Below are 23,527 nucleotides of genomic sequence, written 5' to 3'. Positions count from 1 at the left end.
CCAAGCGGTATCGTGTGGTATTATTTATTAAATGCAAATGTCTGAAAATTTAATGCCACACAAAATATAATCATAAATGAATAAAATTAAATATATCTAGCAAGCGTAAGCGTTAATTTAAACAATAATTATTGCTGAGGGTATAAAATAGCGCAGTCTTTAAATGAAAGCTTAGCAATACTGCTTTTAGCCTCAACCATTCATGTAAAAGAAAACACTGATGAATAAAACTGATGACATGAAGAGAAATGGCAACATAAATAACGTTTATCCTTGGCTATCGCCATTATGCCTAGTGGTTATTTTTTTCGCGACCTTGATAACAGAATGGACCGGATACCAACCAACGGCACTTTTGGCTGTATTCGTATTGATAATATTTATTCTTGTTGAGTGGCGAGATTTAGACTTATCAACAAAAATCATCGCATTGGTTGCTATTGGCTTAACGCTTTCATTATTATTGTTGTCTCAAATATCATTGCATCAGTTAGGCATATTAAGTCGCAGCGTAGTTTTTTTTGCATTCTTTTTAATTGCCCTTGGTCTATTAAAAGAAGCAGCTTTAAGCTCAAATTCAGTTAATCTCACCGGCCATGTGCTTTTACAGCAACACCCTGTCAGACGTTATGCGCTGCTCAGTTTTGCCAGCCATATTTTGGGTATATTAATGAGTGTTGGCGCTATTAATTTATTAGGCACCATGATCCAGAGAAGTTTACATGAAAACAAAGACACCGTTGACGCACGAATCAACAGTGCAAGGCAGCGCCGTATGATGTTAGCGGTGTTGCGAGGATTTTGCAGCATACCACTGTGGGCACCTACCTCAATCACAATTACGCTTTTAGTAACCACCATCCCAGATCTACAGTGGATAGATATTATTCCCTATGGCTTATACCTAACCCTAGCGCTACTTTTATTTGGCATTTGGCTAGATCATATTCAGGCGCCCAAACATCTTAGACATCTTGTGCCAACAATTTCCAACAATTTATCAGACTTGAAGGTGAGTTACCCCATTATTATGGTTGTCATCACGTTAGCATTAATATCAGGGTTACTAATACTTACCACTCCATTACGACCGATTTCTGCCGTGTTAGTCAGTGCGCCGATAGTTAGCATAGTTTGGATATATTCGCAGTATCGTCGTTCATTTAATCAACTCAGCGCAGTAAGGTTAACGGTTAAACGTTTTGGAACCGACATATTTTTTAGATTACCGTTACAACGCTCAGAAATCGTTTTTTTTGCAGGGTCGGTTCTCATTGGCCGTTTGTTATTGGCGGTGTTAGATCTTGACTGGTTTGCACAACAATTAGCCCATTTGAATATATCTGCTGCGCTGATATTAATTGCGGCTTCATGGTTAATATATTTAGCCGCACTTTTATTTGTCAGTCCGATGATTACTGTCACTTTGATGGCAGGCGCCTTGTCTCAATTACCCAGTGTTGAACATATGCCTGTTACCATAGCGCTAGTAATGATGATGACTTGGGCTGTAGTTGCAGGTAGTTCTCCGTCTACTACCTCTGTTCGTATTAGCGCTAGAATAACTGAAATTTCTCCCTTTGAAATGGGGGTAAAATGGAATGGTTTATATAGCATAATAGTGCTATTGGCCTTAGATGTTTTTCTTATTATATTTGTGTAATTAGCAAGGATATTAAAACCATTGCTCAACAATTAATACAGAAGTTTATTATGGTAGTTAACATTATTAATTCATGTTAACTACCTGAAATTAAATACATTAATCTCCAGTTAATCTAAGCAAAGTGCTGAAATGCTTATATACAATAATTTTACATATGAAGGAAAGTTCAGTCTAGTCGTTCTCTATAAGTAACCGATTCAATGGCTTTTGCTAGTTTTGTAAATAACCTTATGATCTTAGCAGCAAAAATTTTCGTAATTATAACTATCCATGTAACAATAATACTAAGGAATACAATGAAATATAACCTCATCACCTCAAGCATTACTGCTTTTTTTATAATGGCAGGTGCTGCTGCAACTTCCAATGCACTAGCAAATGAAAAAGAAATTCAAGCAAATGATTTAGTCGAAATGTTCGAAAAGCTCGGTGGAAAACACCCTGGTTATAGAAAGGCACATGCTAAAGGTTTATGTGCATCAGGCACTTTTGTGCCAGCGCCTAATAAGCACTTCACAGGAGCAGCCTTGTTATCGAATGGTGAGCTGCCAGTGTCTATGCGCTTTTCAGTAGGTGGTGCTAGCCCAAGTAGTGATGAGAAAGCCCCTGGTACTCGTGGTATGGGCATGCAAATTAAACTACCTAATGGCACTTTACATACTTTTACGGGTAACAACTTCCCCGTATTTGCTGGCAAAAATCCAGAAATTTTTCATGGATTTCTATCGACTTTACTGCCAGATGAAAATGGCAAATCTGACCCAGCTAAAACCATGGCATTTGTCCAGCAGAACCCTAGCTTACAAGCTCACGTTATGTGGAATCAAAACGCTAAAACAGCCGCGTCATTCGCCAATACTGAGTTTTTTGGTTTGCACACCTTTTATTTTGAACAATCGAATGGCCAGAAAACTAAGTTTCGCTGGAATATTGAACCAAGCTTAGGTGTAAAGACACTGGAAAAAGCAGAGGTTGCTAATATGCCAACTGAATTTTTAGCGGATACTTTTGCCCAACAACTTAAAGATGAAACGGTTAGTTTTACCATTATGGCGAGCTTAGGTGAAGCGATAGATAGCGATATTGACCCGTCACAACAGTGGCCGACTGAACGCCCTAAAGTAGCGCTTGGCACAGTAACAGTTAACACCAGCGGCGGCGATGCCTGTAACAATACTAACTTTGATCCTAACATAATGTCGGCAGGTTTTACCCCAAGTGCAGACCCAGTATTAAGAATGCGTTCACCCGCTTACGCTATCTCTTTTGGCAAAAGATTAAGCAATCAATAACTAACAATTTAATCGCAATAACTAGCCGAAAGATAAACTAATGGCTTAATTAATAATAGTGCAAATAAAAAGGAGTCTCTAGCAACTAGAGACTCCTTTATTTTTAAATGATAATTTCTATCAAACCTTACTAAAATTTAATAAAGCTTGGAGCTAATAAAGCTTATAGCTTAATAACCGCCATTTTATCTTGCGACATATCGTGCATAGTATAAGCGATACCTCCGGTATTATAACCCGAGTGTTTACGCCCAGCAAAAGGCATCCAATCAACGCGAAAAGCACTATGGTCATTAACCATAACCGCTGTAGCTTCTAATTCGCTTATTGCCTTCATTGCTATATCTAGATTTTTAGTAAATACCGACGCTTGAAAGGCAAATTCTAAAGCGTTAGCTTGAGCAATAGCTTGGTTAATATCGTCATAGCCATAAACACAAACAACAGGGCCAAAAATTTCCATGTTAGAAACTTTTGCATCTACTGGGGGCTCAAGCAGTACTGTTGGTGCATAAGTCGTTTCGCCTAATCGCTTACCTCCAGTTAGCAGTGTTGCGCCTGCTGATACGGCTTCATCAACCCACGCTTCAACACGATCAACTTCTTTAGGGCGAATAAGTGGCCCACACTCGGTCGATTCATCAATAGCATTGCCTACAATAAGTTTTGCTGCACCGTCAGCCAACATTTGTGCGATAGCCTTGGCTTTAGCTCTCGGCGCAAAAATACGTTGTACAGACACACAAACTTGTCCCGAATGATAAAAGCCACCTTTAAGTAAACTTGGGATCATCGCTGCAATATCGGCACTTTTTTCAATAATAACTGGGGCAACTCCGCCATGTTCTAATGCGCAACGTGTGCCAGGTGCTAATTTAGAGCGCAACATCCAACCTATTTTAGCCGAACCAATAAAACTGAAAAAAGCGACACGAGGATCCGTGATCATTCTTTCAGAGGTTGCAGTTTCACACATAACAAAACGGCACCACTGTGGTGGTAATCCCGCTTCATGCAAAATATCAACGAATACCTTACAAGATAATGGCGTATCTCCAGCAGGCTTAACAAGCACAGGACAACCCGCAGCAATGGCTGGAGCAACCTGATGTACAATCAAGTTTAATGGGTGATTAAACGCTGAAACAGCCACAACAACGCCGATAGGCTCCTTGGTGGTAAACGCAATTCTTCCAGCCCCTGCTTGGGTTAAATCCATTGGGATTTGCGTACCCTTTAAGTTGGCTATTTCTTTAGCGCACAACTCCACACCGTCAATCGCTCTAGTGACTTCTACTCGAGCATCAACCAGCGGTTTACCGCCTTCGCTTGCAATTAAAAGCGCTAATTCATCTGCTCTTTTGGAAATTAGTACCGCTGTTTTTTTGAGAATATTTATCCGCTCAAATGCTGGTAGCCATTGCTGACGGTCTTTAAATAATTGCTGAGAAGTAGTTAAATATTCGTCAATATCATCCCACATTACTGTCGACACAGAGCCTAAATAAGTTTGATCATAAGGGTTAAAAACATCAAGTTTTTCAGCTACCTTACTTTTGTCTAAATCGGCCATAATATGCTCTTTAATAAGTTAAAGTTCGCTTGTAAACAAGCAATATTGAAATAACAGGTTTATATCAAACAAACTTTCGCTGCCAATTCATCAATTAATACTTTTTGATTTTCAGAATAATCAACGGGCAATTCAACAAGATGAACTCCACCAGCTGAAAATGCTTTTTCATAAGTTGCAATAATATCTTCAGCAGACGTAATTCTATGTCCTGTCGCGCCATAGCTTTGAGCATATTTAACAAAATCAGGATTGTTAAACTCTAAACCCCAATCAGCAAAACCAGAGCTAGATTGCTTCCAACGGATCATCCCATAAGAATTGTCATTTAACACGGTAACCACTAAGTTTAAACCTAAACGAATCGCCGTTTCTAACTCTTGTGAATTCATCATAAAACCGCCATCACCACATATTGCCATTACGCGTCGTTCAGGATTTAACATGGCAACCATCATAGCCGATGGCAGGCCTGCCCCCATGGTGGCAAGCGCATTATCAAGTAATACTGTATTAGGTTGATAAGCTTTATAGTTACGCGCAAACCAAAGTTTATACATACCGTTATCTAAAGCGATGATGTCTTTTTCGCCCATAACTTTACGAATATCAGCAACGAAGCGTTGTGGAATAATAGGAAAACGATCGTCATCAGCTCCTTCTTCAATATGTTCATCAATCGCGAGTTTTATTTTATCAAAGTAGCTTCTATCGAACTTAACCTCTCCCGCTAATTTATCTTTTAATGCGTTCACTGAGGTCGCTAGATCGCCAACAATTTCTGATTGTGGAAAATAAACTTGATCAACTTGCGCAGACTTATAATTAACATGAATGACCTTCTTACCCCCTTCTTCCATAAAAAATGGCGGTTTTTCAATAACATCATGACCAATATTAATAATTACATCGGCACGTTCAATGGCACAATGTAAATAGTCACCTGATGATAACGCTGCGGTACCTAAAAACAGACTTGAGCGTTCATCAACAGCACCTTTGCCCATTTGCGTAACAAAAAACGGAATACGGGTTGAATCAACAAAGTCAGACAATGCCGATCGAACATTTTTACGGTTTGCGCCAGCTCCAATCAATATTAAGGGCATTTTAGCGGTTTTTATCAAAGCTACCGCCTCTTCTAACGCTACATCATTAGGGCTAGCATAATGACGTTTATGTGGTGTTATTATCCCTGCGGTACAATCTTCAGCCGCAATATCTTCAGGTAACTCAAGAAGCACGGCACCTGGGCGCTCTTCTTCACTAAGACGGAAAGCTTCGCGCACTAATGAGGGAATAGTATTACCGTGAACAATTTGTTTAGACATCTTACAAATAGGATCAAACAAACCAACCACATCAATAATTTGAAACTGGCCTTGCTTTGAGGTTTTAATTGGTTTTTGGCCCGTGATCATAATTAAGGGCATACCGCCTAAGTGAGCATAAGCTGCTGGTGTTGCTAAATTAGTTGCTCCAGGTCCCAAGGTGGCCATACAAACCCCAGCTTTACCGGTAAGGCGACCATAAGTTGCGGCCATAAATCCAGCACCTTGTTCATGGCGAGTTAACACGAGTTTAATTGATGACTTACGTAAGGATTCGACCATATCCAGGTTCTCTTCGCCTGGTACAGCAAAAATATGATCTACGCCTTCAGCTTCTAATGCTTGCACAAATAAATCAGACGCTTTTATTTTGTTATTCTCACTCATAATTTGTCCTTAATTAGTCATACATAATGGTTTTCGAAATAGTATTCACTCAGTTACTCTATCATTAAATAACCTTAAAATACTTTGCGGTAGGTTTAATAGCAGCAAAAATGTTGTCAACTATGTTTAACGAATAAAAGAAGATTTTTGATTAATTAGCCAATCATTACTTTGATAATAAAGGCTCTGTGACTTGGTTCAATGGCTTATAAGTTTTAACTCACAATGTGTAAACTTGCACTAAAGCATAGAAATTTTTAAGGGCGCTTAAGTTCCACATTTTTAGACGTGAAACTAAAATGGTCCCCGCCCATTTTCCCTACAGAATCTATTAAATTTTGGTTTATATTGCCGTCGTTGTACAAGTCATCTCGGACATAAACATACTTAACATCAAGAAGAATAACTGTGCCGCCTGTCGGTAAGTCACTCACAGGAATTATTTCTCTTAAAGTACACTCGTAACGAATGGGAGCGCCTTTGACTGAGCTAGGCAGCACTTTATAACTTGCACAGCTTTCAACGTCAGCGAAATCGAATTCACTTTCATCAATTTTCAGACTTGCACTGGTCAGATTCATTTTTTCGAGTAGTGCGGAATTAACGATATTGACAACACATTCACCGGTTTCAATTAAATTTTGCAAGGTGTCTTTATCAATGCCACTTCGTTGTGTTACTTGGGTATAAAGCAACACAGGAGGATTACAACTTGCCACGGTAAAAAATGAATAAGGCGCTAAATTATCAATATTATCGCGAGAACGGGTACTAATCCATGCGATCGGTCTTGGGGTTACACCGCCATTTAAGAGGCGATATTTTTCTTGGTTTTCTAATGTTGAAACATCAAAAATCATTTGCTTTTTATCTCATCATACTAAAGTTTGACTGCAACTGCGCCACGTGCGCTACTCACCTAGCGCTCTAGCATACTAAATATACTGAGTTATTAAAATATTTAGTAAATCTAAAACCAGCAAATTTACTGCAGTCACACTTTAAATATTCAGGCTAATCACGCTTATACAAAGACTCAATAGTGCTTGATTCTATGGTGTGACGGTTGATCATGTAACCTGCTAGTGCGCTAGAAGCGTTCTCTGGTAATTCAATTTTTTCGACAGACAGCGCATGAATTGTAAAACGATAATGATGCAAGCCACTGCCTTTAGGTGGGCAAGCGCCACTAAAAGCAGCAATACTAAAATCATTTTCTATTTGAGTACTCCCGATTGGTGTACTATTATTTTTTTTACTCCCCGCTCCGGTTGGTATTTCCATCACGGTTATGGGTATGTTAATTATCTGCCAATGCCACCAACCACTGCCTGAAGTGGTATCGGGATCATAAGCTGTAATTGCATAGCTTTTAGTGCCTTCGGGTGCGTCAGACCATTTAAGGTGGGGCGACAAATCGCCTCCTGAACAGTCATAACCAATTAATTCATGTCTTTTAGACATAAATTCGCCTTGTGTAATATCCTGACTTGTTAATGTTAACGGTGCTGAAAATACCGATACCGAAACACTAAGTGATAAAACTAACAGTAGTTTTAGTTTAAACAGCATAATAACCCTTATTTATTTCTATTTAATTTGATCAACACCACTAAAAGGTACTGGCCAATATTACACACCCCTGTGTGTCACATATACTGTACTTCCTGTACATAAAAAATCCGATGGTTTTTGCCATCGGATTTTGATCTCATTAATCTACAAACTCAGCATTAACACCTTATCTGCATTAGCGTATGGCTTAAGCTTTTTGTTTCATTTTTGTGATTATTCAGCAAATTTATGAACAACACTTATTTTAAATGTACGACCTAAAGGATTATGGGTAAATGGGTCATAATTTAAATCTAAACGAGCAAAAGGAGGCTCTTCATCAGTTAAATTACTCACCGTTAAGTTCACCTTAGTTCGGTCATTATTAAAGAGATAGTTATAACTTAAATCAAGCTGTATCTGGCTATCAATGACTTGACCTCTAGTGTTAGTCGTAAATAACGAATCTCGCTCATCTTTATAATCACTAACATAATAAGCAGATAAACTAACATTGTGATTGTCGAAGTCGAAGCTATTTATCATCGTAGCTTTATACTTGGGTATTGGACGATTAGAGTTGGTATTATTTAGGAAACCAGCCGCATCAAAAGCGTCTGATAAATCATCGCCAGCCACTTTATATTCAGCGGTATACGTTCCATTCATATCCAAGGTCCAATAATCGGTAACATTTAAGCGTAATTGAACATCAATACCACTTGTTTTGACATCAGCGCCATTGATTATTTTAGTTTCAATACGTTCAACTGTGTTTGCGTTACCAGGCTCTGTCCATTGCACTTGATCAACATAAGGTTGTTTACCGGCAACTGCAGCCGATAATACCGCATTATAGTTTTCAACAATGATTGGATCACTTAGATCAAATGACCAAAAATCAACGGTTGCAAATAAACGATCACCCCAAAACTCACCAATAACACCAAAGTTTAGTGCAACGGCAGATTCAGGTGCTAAGGCAGCATTACCTTGAGTATCAACAGCTTTAAAGGCGGCAGGAGCCCCAACATAAGAAAGAGTTGTATTACTACCTTCTAGTTGATTGAGTGTAGGTCCTCTAAAAGTAGTACTTGCTGAGCCTCTTAATGAGAAGTTGTCATTAATGGTATATTGCGCTGATACTTTTGGATCTAAAGTATCGCCTACTTCTCCGCCATAATCTTCATAACGCAAAGCAACCTTCATTTTTAAATCGTCTGATACCGGTAACGCTACTTCACTGAATAAAGCATAAATACTTTGCGATGAATCTTGATTCAGCTCACCGCTACGAAAATGAAAAACACCAGTAGGGTTTGCACAATCTGTTTCGCCAAGCTCTGGACATGGGTTTATCGCTAAATTTCCAAGGTCATTAACTTCATTTGAGAAAGACTCATAACGATACTGAACGCCTACAGCAAGTTCAACAACACCACCATCTAATTCAATATCTAAGTCACCTGAAACTAAGCCATCAAACACAAATAATTCAGTTTCTTTTTGTGATGTTCTTGTTCCCGAAACGTAATCTAACACCTCTTGAGAGTTGGCTAATGCCGGATTGTAGTTCGGGTTAGTCGCGCCATTAGAAGCCGATGTTTCAATGCCATTAGAAAACGGGTTAAAGAATAAACAGCCATTAGCACCTGGCACACCCGCATCCATATCACAATTGTCGCCACCATAACCTAATAAGGCATTCTTCAATGGCACGATTAAGGTATCTGGGTTACTAACATAATCAAGTTTTGAATTTGAATAAGCGAAGCCGGTTTCCCAGTTATAGCCATTATCAAATTTACCCTCTAGTTCTGCTGCAACACGGTAAGTTTTATAGTCTAAACCACCTTCGCTAGAAGGCCCAGCAACACCTACTGTTCGACCAATATAAGCAACACGGTTTAACGAGGGATGAGGCGCACTGGCAAATTCAGGATTGCTCGCCACTAAGGCTTGCCATGCAGGATGATAAGTTGGTACATAGCGGTCTGAAAAATCGACTAATTTTTGTGGTGGATACGAAGGTGAGCCATAAGTGGTTGGTACCTCAGTCTGTGAATACAACACTTCAACATGCAGATTAATATCATTTTTAAAATCATGGTTTAATTCACTAAAAACTTTTAAGTGGGTATCACCATCATTTAACGCTGAGAATGGCGTATATTGGAATCTACATAAACCCGCTTTCGTTCCGCCTAATACTTCACAACCCGGGTCTAATAAATATTTAGGATTTGAGTTATCACCCAACCAAGCCGCATTAAATATCGACGGCGGATTACCTATTGATGACCAACCACCTTGTGGGTTAGTCGCATAATCCTGTACCGCCCAATCTTTGTCTGCTGTGCTGATGGTATTAGTTTTATCATAGCTAACAGAAGTTACCCAATGAGTATCATCATTGCCTAGCCCAAATATGAGGCCTAAGCCGTAGTCGCCATCACTATCTTGTAAATTTTTATAGTCAGCTTTTACTTCTAAGCCTTCAAAATCACTTCTTGTTGAAAAATTAACTACACCTGCGATTGCATCAGAGCCATATATCGCCGCTGCACCTTCTTTTAACATGTCGACACGTTTAACCGCCATCGAAGGAATGTCTTGGGTGTTAACATAAAGCATTTGTTGGTCAACAATAGCGTAAGGATTGAATGTGTGTCTTTTACCATTAATTAACACTAATGTACGACCTGCCCCTAGTCCTCTCAAATTGATATTGGAAGTACCTTCGGTGCCATTAGAGCCGTATTGATTTGAATTACCTTGAATACCAGAACTGATTGACAATTTTTGTGTCATTTCAACAATAGAAGGAGAACCTATTTTTTCTAAATCTGCTCGGCTAATCGTTTGCACAGGCGCTGAGGTTTCAAGTGCTGAACCTTTTAAATGAGAACCAATAATTTGGATTTTCTCAATATCTTTTTCGTCAGTGTCTTTTACTTCTTCAGCATATAAAGCACTACTGCCCATTAACCCAAGCACCGCGCTAATGGCGATTGTTATGGCGTTTCGTTTTAATCTGGTATTTTTCATCTGTTTCCCCTGTTATTCACTTGGTTTTATTATGGTTATAATATTTTCAATTAACGGCTATTTGATAACACCCAATAGCAAAATTAATTATTCTGTTAACTGCGATAAATCTCTGCCAACGTTTTGGTTGCATAGTAATAATAATTCGCACATAAAATATTTATAAAGACCCAGCCAAACAGCACATGCTTTATTGAATCTAGACGCATCTAGAACATATTCCACGTAAAAAAATCACCTATTAATTCAACCGTAACAAGGCTAATACCTCAGTCGATCAAATTAAAAACACAAGAAGAAACCAACACATTAAGAAATAAATTTAACTGATACTAATTCTGCGTAGCGGAATATGCAAGTACTTTATTTAACCAATCATTCCACTGTATTTCATTTAACTTTACATTAACAAAATTTTATATAGTAAAAAATAAATCTAATATTATTAATTTTATAAAGAATATAGTGGTATTAGTCACAATTACATCTTGATATTATTTTACTCTTGTGTTCCACTGTGCGGAATATAAAAGTTTTATGCAGGGGTTGTCCATGATTCGAGATAAAGAAATGTTGGATCAATTTCTCGACAGTATTTCAAAATTCGTTAGAGAACGTTTAGTTCCTGCGGAAAATGAAGTGGCAGAAAATGATGCTATTCCTGATGATATTGTGCAAGAAATGAAAGCTATGGGCTTGTTTGGTATGACAATCCCTGAAGAGTATGATGGCTTAGGCCTGACAATGGAGGAAGAAGCGCTAGTCGCCATTGAGTTAGGTAGAACATCACCTGCTTTTCGCTCCCTCATTGGTACTAACAATGGAATTGGCTCTGCCGCTATTGTATTTGACGGAACAGACGAACAAAAACAAACCTACTTACCTAAATATGCCTCAGGTGAGCTTATTGGAGCTTTTTGTTTAACAGAGCCAGACGTTGGCTCTGACGCCTCAGCAGTAAAAACTACTGCAATAAAACAAGGCAATGAGTATATTATTAATGGCACCAAGCGTTTTATAACTAATGCACCACGAGCCGGCACATTTACCGTGATGGCTCGAACTGATAAATCGATTAAAGGCGCTAAGGGAATATCTGCCTTTATAGTAGATGCATCTTCGCCTGGTATTACACTTGGGCCTAAAGATAAAAAAATGGGACAACAAGGCTCACATACCTGTGACGTTATTTTTGAGAATTGTCATGTCCCTGCCCAAAACATCATTGGTGGTGTTGAAGGTAAAGGCTTTATAACCTCAATGAAAGTATTAGACAGAGGCCGACTGCATATTTCAGCCTTAAGTGTTGGCATTGCCGAACGTTTAATTGACGACGCATTAAGGTACGCAATAAACAGAACACAATTTGGTAAACCCATTGCCGAGCACCAAATGATTCAAGTGATGTTAGCAGACAGTAAAGCTGAAGCTTACGCCGCTAAATGTATGGTACTTGATGCGGCAAGATTAAAAGATTTAGGCAAAAAAATAAGCACCGAAGCATCTTGTTGTAAGTTATTTGCCACAGAAATGGTTGGACGGGTCGCTGACAAAGCCGTTCAAATTCATGGTGGTGCTGGCTACATTTCAGAATACGCCGTAGAAAGACTTTATCGTGACGTTAGATTATTTAGGTTATACGAAGGAACGACACAGATTCAACAAATGATTATTGCCAAAAACATGATCCGAGACATTCAATAAATTATGACCAACGAAGGATTTGCACAATGAATTTAAACTTTACCGCTCAAGAAAAAGACTTTCAACAAGAAGTGCATCAATTTTTGCAAGAGAAGTTGCCAAAAAACATCGCTCAAAAAACTAAAAATTCAATACATCTATCAAAAAAAGAATGTATTGAATGGCAACAAATACTGCATAAACAAGGTTGGTCAGCAATTAATTGGCCAGTTGAGCACGGTGGAACCGGTTGGACACCAACGCAAAAATATATTTTTGCCAATGAATGCGCAAAAGCTGGCGGCCCAGATGTGATCCCTTTTGGTTTAAAAATGGTTGCACCTGTTATTTATACCTTCGGTAATGAAGAACAAAAACAACGTTTTTTACCTGATATATTAGCCAGTAATGTTTGGTGGTGTCAGGGTTATTCAGAACCTGGAGCAGGTTCTGATCTTGCATCGGTTAGAACAACAGCGGTAAAAGAAGGCGATGAATATGTGGTTAACGGCACCAAAACATGGACAACCTTAGGCCAACATGCCGATTGGATATTCTGTTTAGTCAGAACCGGTGAGCCTAGCGCGAAAAACCAAGAAGCGATCAGTTTCCTGTTAATTAACATGAACGACCCTAAAATCACCGTATCACCTATTATAACCATTGATGGTCGACATGAAGTTAATGAAGTTCATTTTGATAATGCGCGTGTACCTACAGAAAACCTTATCGGAGTCGAAGGCAAAGGCTGGACGTACGCTAAAGTACTATTAACACATGAACGAACGGGTATCGCTCGCGTTGCTATCTCTAAAGATCGCCTAGTACAATTAAAAGCATTGGCTCAAATATCTCCTGATGGAGATAACAAACTGATTGATGACGCTATTTTTGCGCAAAAAGTCGCACAAGTAGAAATAGACTTATTAGCCTTAGAATACACTGAATTACGCACACTTTCAGCTATCAGTACCGGCCAAGCTCCGGGGCCAGAATCTTCAATTTTAAAAATTGTTGGCACTCAAGTTATCCAAGCAATTGACGAGTTATATGTTGAAGCGGCTGGGTACTACTCAATGCCATTTGTTCCTGATCAATTCAATGATGACTTTGACGGACAAAGCATTGGTCCTGATATGGCAACGAATAGTTCATTACGATACTTTAATAACCGAAAAGCATCCATTTACGGTGGCAGTAACGAAATTCAAACTAACATCATCAGTAAAGCCGTTTTAGGCCTTTAAATTAGCATTAGGAGTTTACAATGGACTTTTCGTTAAATAACGAACAACAAATGATTCAAGATAGTGTATCGAAGTTTATTCTCAACGATTACGATTTTGAAACACGCAGAAAAATACTCGAATCAACCACAGGTTTTAGTCAAGAAAATTGGACCTTATTTGCTGAGCTTGGCTGGTTAATGCTGCCATTTACCGAAGAAGACGGTGGTTTAGGTGGTTCTATGGTCGACCTTATGCTGGTCATGGAAGAGTTTGGCAAAGGCATGGTAGTTGAACCATTTTTGGCAACTGCCGTTATGTCGGGTGGTTTAATTGCCTTGGCGGGTAATCAAACGCAAAAAGACGATTACTTACCAAGAATAATGGCAGGTGAACTGCAAATGGCTTTTGCCTATGCTGAACCACAAAGCCGTTATCATTTAAACAACGTGAAATGTATCGCAAGCGAAAAAAATGGTGAATTTGTTATTTCAGGTCATAAGTCTGTGGTGTTAAACGGTAATCATGCCGATACATTAATAGTTTCAGCGCGTACTTCAGGTACAACAAATGACAACAATGGCATCAGCTTATTTCTTGTTGATGCTAATCACCCAAGCGTTAAACGTGAAGGTTATGCCAATGTTGACGGACACCAAGCCGCTGACATTTGGTTTGATAACACCCCTACTCTAGAATTGTTAGGTGAGCAAGACAACGCCTTGCCAGCCATTAGTAATATTATCGACAAAGCTACGTTAGCAGTTTGCGCCGAAGCCGTTGGTGCCATGCAAATAGCTAATGAACGCACAGTAGAATATGCAAAAACACGTAAACAGTTTGGTCGCACTATTGGTACTTTCCAAGCACTACAACACCGGCTAGTAAATATGTTTATCGAGCATCAGCAAGCTAAATCTATACTGTTAATGGCCGTATTAAAAATGGATAGCAATAATGGCCATGATGCAAAAGCATTATCAGCGGCGAAAAGTCGAATTGGTAAAGCGGCAAACTTAGTGGGTCGTGAAGCAGTGCAATTGCATGGTGCTATAGGTATGACTGATGAACTTGATGTGGGTCATATCTTTAAACGTTTGACCACCATTCAATTTTTGTTTGGTAGTACTGATGCTCATACCAAACGTTTTGCATCTTTATAACGCGTTAATTACTGGTACCTCATAAAAAATGCCTTGAATTGATAAGTACAATTCGAGGCATTTTTATTTTCAATGTAAATTCAATATAAATATAGCCAAAGCATTATTCTATATCTTTCATCTCAATTCCTATGAAACAGAAAATACTGATCAAATAAAAATTAATGGCCAAAATTAGTTAACCAGTATAACTTCAACTATTTCACTAGCAGCGACAACCCACCTTTTCATTAAAATCAACTCAGCAAATTTAATATTAAAACCAAATAACAGATGTAAAAGTAATTTACCCTTTAAATTTAAGGCATGCTTTGTTTAACTAAAAGCGCTGCGGTTTCTTGCTGCGCATGAACAAAAGAGCTTATTTTAATATCGGCTAATGCAGTTTTTTCTTCCAAAGTGTTAACTTTTACGACTAATTTTGCACCCGGATAATAATTTAGTACGGCTTCACAAATAATTTGTTTATTCATTAAAGAATTAACCGTAACAATAATACTAGTGCTTTGGTCTACCCTTAATGCTTCTAACACCGGTGTTTTATCTAAGTGGCCAAAGTAAGCGTTATAGCCACGTTTTCTAGCCAGTATTACATGTTGTAAATTATCAGAAATAATTAAAAAGCTCACACCTTTATTAGTCAGTTCTTTTGCCACAATACGTCCTAAAATAGCAAAACCACAAACAATGGTGTGATCGCTTGCATTCACGGTTGTTATTTTGTCTGATTCAAAAAACTCAACAACAAAAAGCGCAGCGAGTTTATATATATTGCTCACCATAAATGGCGTTAATATCATAGATAACACGGTGATCAATATTAAAAAGCTGCCTAAACTTTCTGTTAGAAGGTTATGACTTATTGCCATAGCAAATATAGCAAAAGAAAACTCCCCTACTTGGCATAGCGCAACAGCAGATTTTATAGCTTCACTTTTGTTAGACTTCATTATCATTAATAAATAAATAATAATGGCCTTTATCAACATAACTAGCGCTAAAACACCCAGTACCCAATGCAGGTTGCTTATAAAGTATAAAACATCGATTTTTGTGCCAATAGCAAAGAAAAATGCTCCTAATAACAAATCTTTATATGAAGCTATGTCTGATTCTACTTTTATATGAAATTTAGTTTCGGCGATAATCATACCGGCAATAAATGCGCCTAAAGAATAAGTAAAACCCATTTCATGCGCGATCAGTGACGCGCCCAATACAATAGTAAAAACAGAACTTAGAAATAATTCTTCCATGCGCGCATTTGCCGAAAAATGCAGTAACCAAGCGATAATTTTTTTGCCGATAGTAAACATGAAAATAATAATTACGCCGGCATACAAAAAGGTTTTTAATAAAATATCTGTCATAGATAATTCATTATTAGATAAGAAGCCCATAAGTAACAAAATGGGGATAACAGCCAAGTCTTGAAAAAACAGTATTGCCACTGACTTTTTACCATAAGGCGTAACAATATCTTTTGATTTTTTCAGATACGGTAATACGATAGCCGTTGAAGACAGGCTAAATGAAAGTGCAATGATTAAAGACGGAATGGCTTCGACATTAAATAGATAAAATGCCATAACAAAAATTACTAAAGAACTAAACGCTACCTGTACAAAGCCATTAAAAAATATCAGCTCTTTCATTTTACCGAGTTTAGAAAAAGACATTTCTAAACCGATAGTAAACATTAGAAATACAATACCAAACTCGCCAATAAGCTCGAGTGAGTGCGGTGTGGTGCTGCCATTAAAATCGAAAAAATTACTGACGATAGTGCCGGTAATTATATAACCTATGATATGTGAAATTGAGAATTTGGTTAAAATTATATTTATTACGCTAGCAAGTGCTAACGATATAGCAATAATAACAAGTATGGAGTCCATTTGATCCCTTAAAACTAACCTGATATTTACATCAGTAATTAAAAATATACCTGGTTAATTACATGCATATTACAGACCACTAAAAGCGCAAATCAAGCCTTGTAAAAGTAAAATATAATATAATTAATTCAATAAGTTAAAAATAATAAATATAATTTTATTTTTAACCGTTTTACGTGATGCATAATATTGATGCGCCAGCACCGTTATGGTGCAACTGAATAACTTTTAGTATCGTAAAACAACTTAACATTAATCGTTATATTCACCTGAATCAAACGATTAATCACACTTAGATTTAGCAAAGTGATTAGCATGAGTGCCCACTGTTGTTTTCAGCATCCCTCAATTTATCAAAGATTAATGACAAAATACTTAACGTTATAATGGTGTTAGGTTAATATCATACGATTAGATTTATTTGACATGGAAGATCAGCAGTATGATTCTAAAAGACAAAACAATTATAAATGCGGTATCCCCAACCGCTAAAGCTGGACAAAAACAAGAGCAAGATGTTGCCTTTTTTTTAAGACGTGCTTTTAAAGATCATAAAAAAGTATTTGTCATTAACGACTTTAAATTTACCCACAATAATGAAACGGCTCAAATAGATCATCTGATTATTTATCCTTACGGCTTTGTATTAATTGAATCTAAAAGTATCAAAGGTAATGTAAAAGTTAATGATTTTGAAGAATGGTCTCGCAGCTTAGGTAGCCAATGGTCAGGTATGCCTTCACCTATTAAACAAGTCGAATTACAGCAAAAATTACTAAGAGAATTACTTTACGAAAATAGAGAAAGCATCCTCAGTAAGTTATTTGGTATTAAGCAACAATCATTTGGCATGCGTTGTTGGGATAGTGTTTGTGCAATATCAAGCAATGCTATTATTGACCGTGAAAACATGCCGAAAAGTGTTTCTAAATATCTAGTTAAAACAGAATTTTTAGTTGATAAGCTTAAAGAGGTTATGAAATTAAAAGATTCTATTGTGAAAAAGTTAAACCCATTCGAGACTAGGCCAGACTTTAGTGAAGATGAACTCTTATCAATCACGTCATTTTTAATGTCTCAGGTAAAACAAACAACCCCAACCCTTGAAAATATTACAGAACCTTTAAAGCCATATTTGCCAGTAGCTACTTCAGAGCAAACCTCAATAGAGTGTAAAAACTGTCATGAAAAATCAGATTACTTAGTGAAAAGTGGGCGTTATGGCTATTTTATAAAATGCAACAAATGCGACACTAATACGCCATTAAAAACACCATGTTTGAGCTGTACTAGTAAGAGCACTAAGGTTTCAAAAAAACAAACAACTTACACGCTACAATGCTGTGACTGCGAAAGTTCAACAGTATTAATCCAATAAAGATTTACGTTATGATGATTAGCTAAATAGTTATATGAATCGTTATATCAGGTGCTTAACACAATAAGGAATGTTGATGTCTCAAACAGGTATTTATGAGCAGCTAATAACACAGTTGGTAGAGCAAAATTTAGATCGCGATGCCTTCTATGTTGGCGAACGGTCATTGGAAGCTGGCGAGGCCGCAACGCTATTATCGCGATTCCTAACACGTATTATTGAAATTGCTATGGACTCTGTACCCAACGGTGATAGTAGAATTCATCAGCAAATAAAACTCGCCAATACTATCGTGCAATGGCTTAGCCAGCATATTCGCGATGAAGAACTGATCAGTGAAAATCTGTTAGACAGCCAAGGTAAAATACTTACCGCTCTTTTTGATAAATCCAATCCTATTGCAGCAGACTTGCCGAAGTACGTTGAATCAATAATGCCTATTACTGGGCTAAGTCAAAGTGAGCTATTTTGTGGCAGCAACGTCGGTATCTCGCTAGAGACTGAGATAAAAAGAGAGATCCAATCATCTGATAAAATTTATTGGTTAGTGTCATTTATCAAGTGGGCTGGCATTCGAATATTTAAAAACGAGTTAGAAGCTTTTACCCGAAGTGGCAAGCAGCTAAAAATAATCACCACGTCTTACATGGGCGCGACCGATGCCAAAGCCGTTGAGTTTTTAGCCTCACTGCCCAACACCGAAGTAAAACTCAGTTACAATACTAATCGTGAAAGGTTGCATGCTAAGTCTTATTTATTCATGCGAAATACAGGCTTCCACACTGGCTATATTGGCTCTTCTAATTTATCGCATTCAGCTTTAACAAGTGGTTTAGAGTGGAATTTAAAAATCACCTCACAAGAAATTCCACACATTATTGAAAAGTCGCTCAGCACGTTTGAAACGTATTGGGAATCACCAGACTTTGAACACTTTGATGGCAAAGCAGAGAGTAAAGAAAAGCTGCATAACGCCCTGCAAGAAGCGAAAGGCAGTTTTAACAATGCAGCGCCGAGCTTTTATTTCGATATAAAACCTCATTCTCATCAGCAAACTATATTAGAAAAACTACAGGTTGAGCGTGAACTGCATAATCGTTATCGCAACTTAGTTGTTGCCGCCACAGGCACAGGAAAAACCATTATTTCAGCTTTCGACTTTGCCCGTTTTTACGATAAAAACCCAGAAGCAAAGTTCTTATTTATTGCCCATAGAGAAGAGATTTTAAAGCAGGCACAAGGCGCATATCGTGGCGTATTAAAAAATAGTAATTTTGGCGAATTATGGGTCGGCAATAACAAACCAAACAAATATCACCATCTTTTTGCTTCTATTCAAAGTTTAAACTCACAAATGAGCAATCCAATTGACACTTTAGCGTTAAGTGAAGATTACTTTGATTATATTGTTATTGACGAAGTTCATCATATTGCAGCTAAAAGCTACCGAGAAGTATTGAAACACTTTAGTCCGAAAATTTTATTAGGGTTAACCGCGACACCAGAGCGACATGATGGTACTGATATTCTTAGCGACTTTTGTCATGTTATTGCCGCTGAAATACGCTTACCTGAAGCAATTAACCAACGTCATCTTTCTCCCTTTCAATATTTTGCCATAGATGACGATACTGATCTGACCCAAATAAAATGGTCTAAAGGCCGTTATGACATTGCTGAATTAACCAACCTTTATACTTATAACGACCAACGTGTTTTACGAATACTACAAAGCTTAGATGAAATTGTTACTGATATTTCTGAAATGCGCGCGCTGGCATTTTGTGTCAGTAAAGAACACGCAAACTTTATGGCAGCAAAGTTCACTCTGAAAAATATTGCCTGTGGCGTGCTAACTAGCGATAACAGTAAAGATCGTGAAGTCATGCAGCAACGACTTAAATCAAAACAAATAAACGTGCTGTTTGTGGTCGATATTTTTAATGAAGGTGTCGATATTCCAGAGCTAGATACTTTACTGTTTTTACGCCCGACAGAAAGCTTGACGATATTTTTACAACAATTAGGACGTGGACTGCGTTTAACCGATAACAAAGAGTGCTGCACAATATTGGATTTTGTCGGCAATTCGCGACCAGAATACGACTTTTCACATAAGTTTAGAGCATTAGTGGGTAAAACCAATCAAGCAATAGCAAAAGAAATTAAACAAGGTTTTCCTCATTTGCCTTTGGGTTGTCGTATTGAGTTACAAGAAAAAACTCAAACCATGATCTTAAAAAACATCAGCCAAGCAACACTTAATAAAACCCGATTAATTAACTTAATTATTAATTTCCCTCATGTTACTCATTTACCTTTAACATTAAAAAACTTTCTACATATCAACCCTAATATTACCTTGGAAGATATCTACAAAGTTAAAGTTGGTAAGTTTGGCGGTTGGCAAGCCCTACTGTCGATAAGTAAAAATAAAGCCATAGATGAAAGTAAACAGGCACTTTATGCGGCTTACTATCGTGCTATCAACAACCGATTAATGATCTGCACCTCAATATCTTATTTACGCTTTATTAAAGCCCTTTGTGGTAATAATTTTGCGTTGCCATTAACTAACTTTACAGACCAAACTGTAAACTCTGAGCAATTGTTTACCTTAATGTGCCATTACGACTTTTGGGACAAAGCCGGTAAACAAGCAGGCTTTAATAGCCTTGAAGACAGTATCGCAGCGCTTAAAGATAAAAACCTGCAAAATGAACTCAGCGAAGCTATCGAAATACTTATTGAACAACTAGAAGTAAGTGAATTTGCCATGCCAAAAATTGGCAATGCAAAGGTCGATTCTTCGCCATTACAAATGCATGTTCGTTACCCCAAAGAACATATTCTTGTTGCTTTTGGTGATAGTGACTTTACTAAAAAGTCACCGAGCCGAGAAGGTGTTTTAGATATTCCTGCTTCTAATACATCTTTACTTTTTGTCACCTTAAATAAAAATGAAAAACAGTTCTCAGCAACCACCATGTACCATGACTATGCGATGAGCCCAACATTATTTCACTGGCAAACGCAAAATAACTCTAAACCAGAGGCAGGCCGCGGTTTGGGCTATATCAAGCAAAAAGAAAACAACAAAACATTCATATTATTTGTTCGCGAGCAAGCCAAAGACGAAAATGATAAAACCATGGGGTTTGTCAATTTTGGCCCAGTCGATTTTGTAAAATATGAAGGCAGTCAGCCGATGAATATCACATGGAAACTTAAACACCCCATGCCAGCGTATTTGTGGCATGAGACGGCTAAGTTGGCGGTTGGTTAAAGAAAAAGTTAATAAATTGTTACGGTATAATTGACGGGCTATGTTTTCACCACTCTCTCAGCTGTTGCATTGCTTTCAATCGGCCACGTTGCATAACCAGCGCTTCAAACAAATCATCTATCGATGTGTTATCTGAACTTAACCCCGGCAAGGCGATATTGGCTTCAGCAAAAAATCGTTTACTTTGAGCTGACATACTTGCTGTTGTTTGCTCTAGCTTTGTGGATGTTTTAAAAGCCTGAACGTTTATTACATAGCCTGCTGGCATTTCATTAACTTCATGAACATCATTTACATGTGTTCCGCTGAATGTGCTGTTGCTGTCATTCAGCCAAGCGGTTTGCCACCAATGCTGAATTCTTTCTTTCGAGGCTTTTAATTTATGCTCTGTTGGCAAGCGATCACTTTTTTGATTGTTAATTTGACTATCAGTCGGCAACAAATTCCATAAATCGTTATTTGGCCAACGAGCAAATGGCATGCTGTGATCAATATCGTACTTTTTCTGTAATGATTTTGCTGACCACACACATTGAATTTGCTCACTTTTTGGTAACTGCTTTTTAAGCTGTTCAAAACGACTGCGCACTTCGGTTGTTGTTCGCTTAGGCTCTAACCAATTCAGTGCTTGGTATAAATGAAACTGCTTTTCAGGCGATGCATATTGAGCATTACCCGAATAGCTAGCCATGGTTTTAACCCATTCACTCACCAATACAGGCTCAATCCAGCAAGCGTAACGATTAAACGCTAGCCATGTTGATTCAGGTAATGAGAACTCGCCCCATTGCTCAAGCGTTTGCAAATCAAGAAATATACTGTCTTTGGCTTTAACGGTTTTACTGGCAACTTCAAATACCTTGGCACTACTATCAGCCTCTTGATTAGAGAAAGTAATATAACGACAAGGCATAGTTTTAATATTACTAACCGCCGCTGAAATAGTTTTATGCAGTGCTATGGCATCTTCACCCGTGAATAAATTACCAATACGGTAATCTGAAGCACTACGATGCGTTAACTTGTGCCAACCTTCAGGTTTCATAAAGCCCATGTTTGGACTTTTCTTAGGTGATTGAAATAACTGATGCGTATCGATTAAATCTTTGTATTGGTGACACCAATAAAGCGCGACTAAACCCGCTGGTAAAATAACGCGATCGCCAAATGGAGATGACTCTCTTCGCAGAACTGCACCTGGGTGACCATCGGCAATTCTTAGTAAAACTCTTAACAAAGCAATCTTGTGAGTTGCAGCCTTGCCATCATTAATCGCGACATGGCGAATGAACGGGAATGCGCCTGTGCCATCGTCTGGCATTTGCAGCACAAGGGTTTGCCAAAAAACATGGTTTCTGCCGAGTTTGTCTGCTTCTTTTTGTGTTTCTAACTTGGTACATAGGCCAACATCAGCCGCTAAACGTTTTAACTCATCAGCACATACGATATGCATTTTACGCTGTTTAAAATCGTCTTCAGTTTGGCCATGGCGAAGTGATATTACTAATTTTCCGCCGGGCTTTAATAGGTTGGCAAGTTTACGAATTGCGCGAGCGCGAGCACTTTGAGGAATATGCATCCAAACTGCACTTAATAAAATTAAGTCAAAGCTAACTTCTTGTTTAGTGATAACGCTTAATGAAGGTAAAGCATCGTTAAGCCATTTTACCTTTAAGTCTTTGGTGACTTCAGCGCCTAAATTGGCAAGCTCAGTTGCGGGTTCAACCGCATAAACTTGAATATTGTTATCGGTTTTATGCTGTTTTTCGGCTAGTTCGGCTATATGCTTTGCATCGCGACCAGCGCCTGCGCCTAAGTCAAGAATACGGGCATTAGGGTTTGCTATAACAACAGGTAAAAACTGTGACCAGGTTTGATGTACCTCTTCAAATGACTTTGAAAGGTACTGTTTGGCAAGCTCTTGCGCATTTTCATTATAAAACTGAGGTGTCACTGCATCATCCTAATTGCACATCGTCCGTAAACTCAAAATAATAATTTAAAGATATTAATACCAAACTAGGTATTATTAATAAAACACA

The 23,527-nt window shown here is 38.0% G+C and carries 14 protein-coding genes; 7 read left to right on the top strand and 7 right to left on the bottom strand.

All coding sequences use genetic code 11. The features are described from left to right. The first annotated feature begins 220 nt into the window (after positions 1-220). Both H4J38_RS07570 and H4J38_RS07565 read left to right on the top strand, forming a co-directional pair. Positions 221-1,663, top strand: coding sequence for a hypothetical protein (locus H4J38_RS07570; protein WP_259365438.1), 1,443 nt, complete (start codon positions 221-223; stop codon positions 1,661-1,663). 299 nt (positions 1,664-1,962) lie between these two features. Beyond that, positions 1,963-2,958 (top strand): catalase family peroxidase, encoded by a 996-nt coding sequence (locus tag H4J38_RS07565; protein ID WP_182131048.1) that lies wholly within the window; start codon positions 1,963-1,965, stop codon positions 2,956-2,958. A 163-nt stretch (positions 2,959-3,121) separates the two neighbouring features. Here the strand turns inward: H4J38_RS07565 and H4J38_RS07560 are convergent, their stop codons facing one another. From H4J38_RS07560 to H4J38_RS07540, 5 genes are all read right to left on the bottom strand, one after another. Then, positions 3,122-4,531 carry an aldehyde dehydrogenase family protein gene (locus H4J38_RS07560; RefSeq protein ID WP_182131046.1) on the bottom strand — a complete coding sequence of 470 codons (1,410 nt, stop codon included), beginning with the start codon at positions 4,529-4,531 and terminating at the stop codon, positions 3,122-3,124. 59 nt (positions 4,532-4,590) lie between these two features. Then, entirely contained in the window at positions 4,591-6,231 is a 1,641-nt protein-coding gene (locus tag H4J38_RS07555) for an acetolactate synthase large subunit (protein WP_404842601.1), read from the bottom strand. Between the two features lie 275 nt (positions 6,232-6,506). Beyond that, entirely contained in the window at positions 6,507-7,109 is a 603-nt protein-coding gene (locus H4J38_RS07550; RefSeq protein WP_182131042.1) for a flavin reductase family protein, read from the bottom strand. Positions 7,110-7,263: 154 nt separating this feature from the next. Next, on the bottom strand, positions 7,264-7,821 hold the full coding sequence (locus H4J38_RS07545; RefSeq protein ID WP_182131040.1) for a YbhB/YbcL family Raf kinase inhibitor-like protein: 558 nt from the start codon (positions 7,819-7,821) through the stop codon (positions 7,264-7,266). Positions 7,822-8,037: 216 nt separating this feature from the next. Beyond that, positions 8,038-10,851, bottom strand: a complete 2,814-nt coding sequence (locus tag H4J38_RS07540) for a TonB-dependent receptor domain-containing protein (RefSeq protein ID WP_182131038.1) — start codon at positions 10,849-10,851, stop codon at positions 8,038-8,040. A gap of 552 nt (positions 10,852-11,403) precedes the next feature. On the opposite strand from H4J38_RS07540, the gene H4J38_RS07535 reads away from it, so the two are divergent. From H4J38_RS07535 to H4J38_RS07525, 3 genes are read left to right on the top strand one after another with little or no spacing between them, the layout of a single operon-like run. Next, positions 11,404-12,555 carry an acyl-CoA dehydrogenase family protein gene (locus H4J38_RS07535; RefSeq protein WP_182131036.1) on the top strand — a complete coding sequence of 384 codons (1,152 nt, stop codon included), beginning with the start codon at positions 11,404-11,406 and terminating at the stop codon, positions 12,553-12,555. 26 nt (positions 12,556-12,581) lie between these two features. Further along, positions 12,582-13,781 (top strand): acyl-CoA dehydrogenase family protein, encoded by a 1,200-nt coding sequence (locus tag H4J38_RS07530; protein WP_182131034.1) that lies wholly within the window; start codon positions 12,582-12,584, stop codon positions 13,779-13,781. A gap of 20 nt (positions 13,782-13,801) precedes the next feature. Next, the gene (locus H4J38_RS07525) at positions 13,802-14,923 is read left to right on the top strand and encodes an acyl-CoA dehydrogenase family protein (RefSeq protein WP_182131033.1); all 1,122 of its coding nucleotides are present in this window, start codon (positions 13,802-13,804) and stop codon (positions 14,921-14,923) included. Between the two features lie 299 nt (positions 14,924-15,222). Here H4J38_RS07525 and H4J38_RS07520 read toward each other — a convergent pair whose 3' ends face one another. Then, positions 15,223-16,821, bottom strand: a complete 1,599-nt coding sequence (locus H4J38_RS07520; protein ID WP_182131032.1) for a cation:proton antiporter — start codon at positions 16,819-16,821, stop codon at positions 15,223-15,225. 442 nt (positions 16,822-17,263) lie between these two features. On the opposite strand from H4J38_RS07520, the gene H4J38_RS07515 reads away from it, so the two are divergent. Both H4J38_RS07515 and H4J38_RS07510 read left to right on the top strand, forming a co-directional pair. Continuing rightward, entirely contained in the window at positions 17,264-18,199 is a 936-nt protein-coding gene (locus H4J38_RS07515; protein WP_182131031.1) for a nuclease-related domain-containing protein, read from the top strand. Between the two features lie 76 nt (positions 18,200-18,275). After that, entirely contained in the window at positions 18,276-21,485 is a 3,210-nt protein-coding gene (locus H4J38_RS07510; protein ID WP_182131030.1) for a DUF3427 domain-containing protein, read from the top strand. Between the two features lie 46 nt (positions 21,486-21,531). Here the strand turns inward: H4J38_RS07510 and H4J38_RS07505 are convergent, their stop codons facing one another. Then, positions 21,532-23,439, bottom strand: coding sequence for a methyltransferase domain-containing protein (locus H4J38_RS07505; protein WP_182131029.1), 1,908 nt, complete (start codon positions 23,437-23,439; stop codon positions 21,532-21,534). Positions 23,440-23,527: the final 88 nt, after the last annotated feature.

Source organism: Colwellia sp. BRX10-3 (genome assembly GCF_014077505.1).
Taxonomy (GTDB): domain Bacteria; phylum Pseudomonadota; class Gammaproteobacteria; order Enterobacterales; family Alteromonadaceae; genus Cognaticolwellia.
This window is presented reverse-complemented; position numbering and strand designations above follow the sequence as displayed.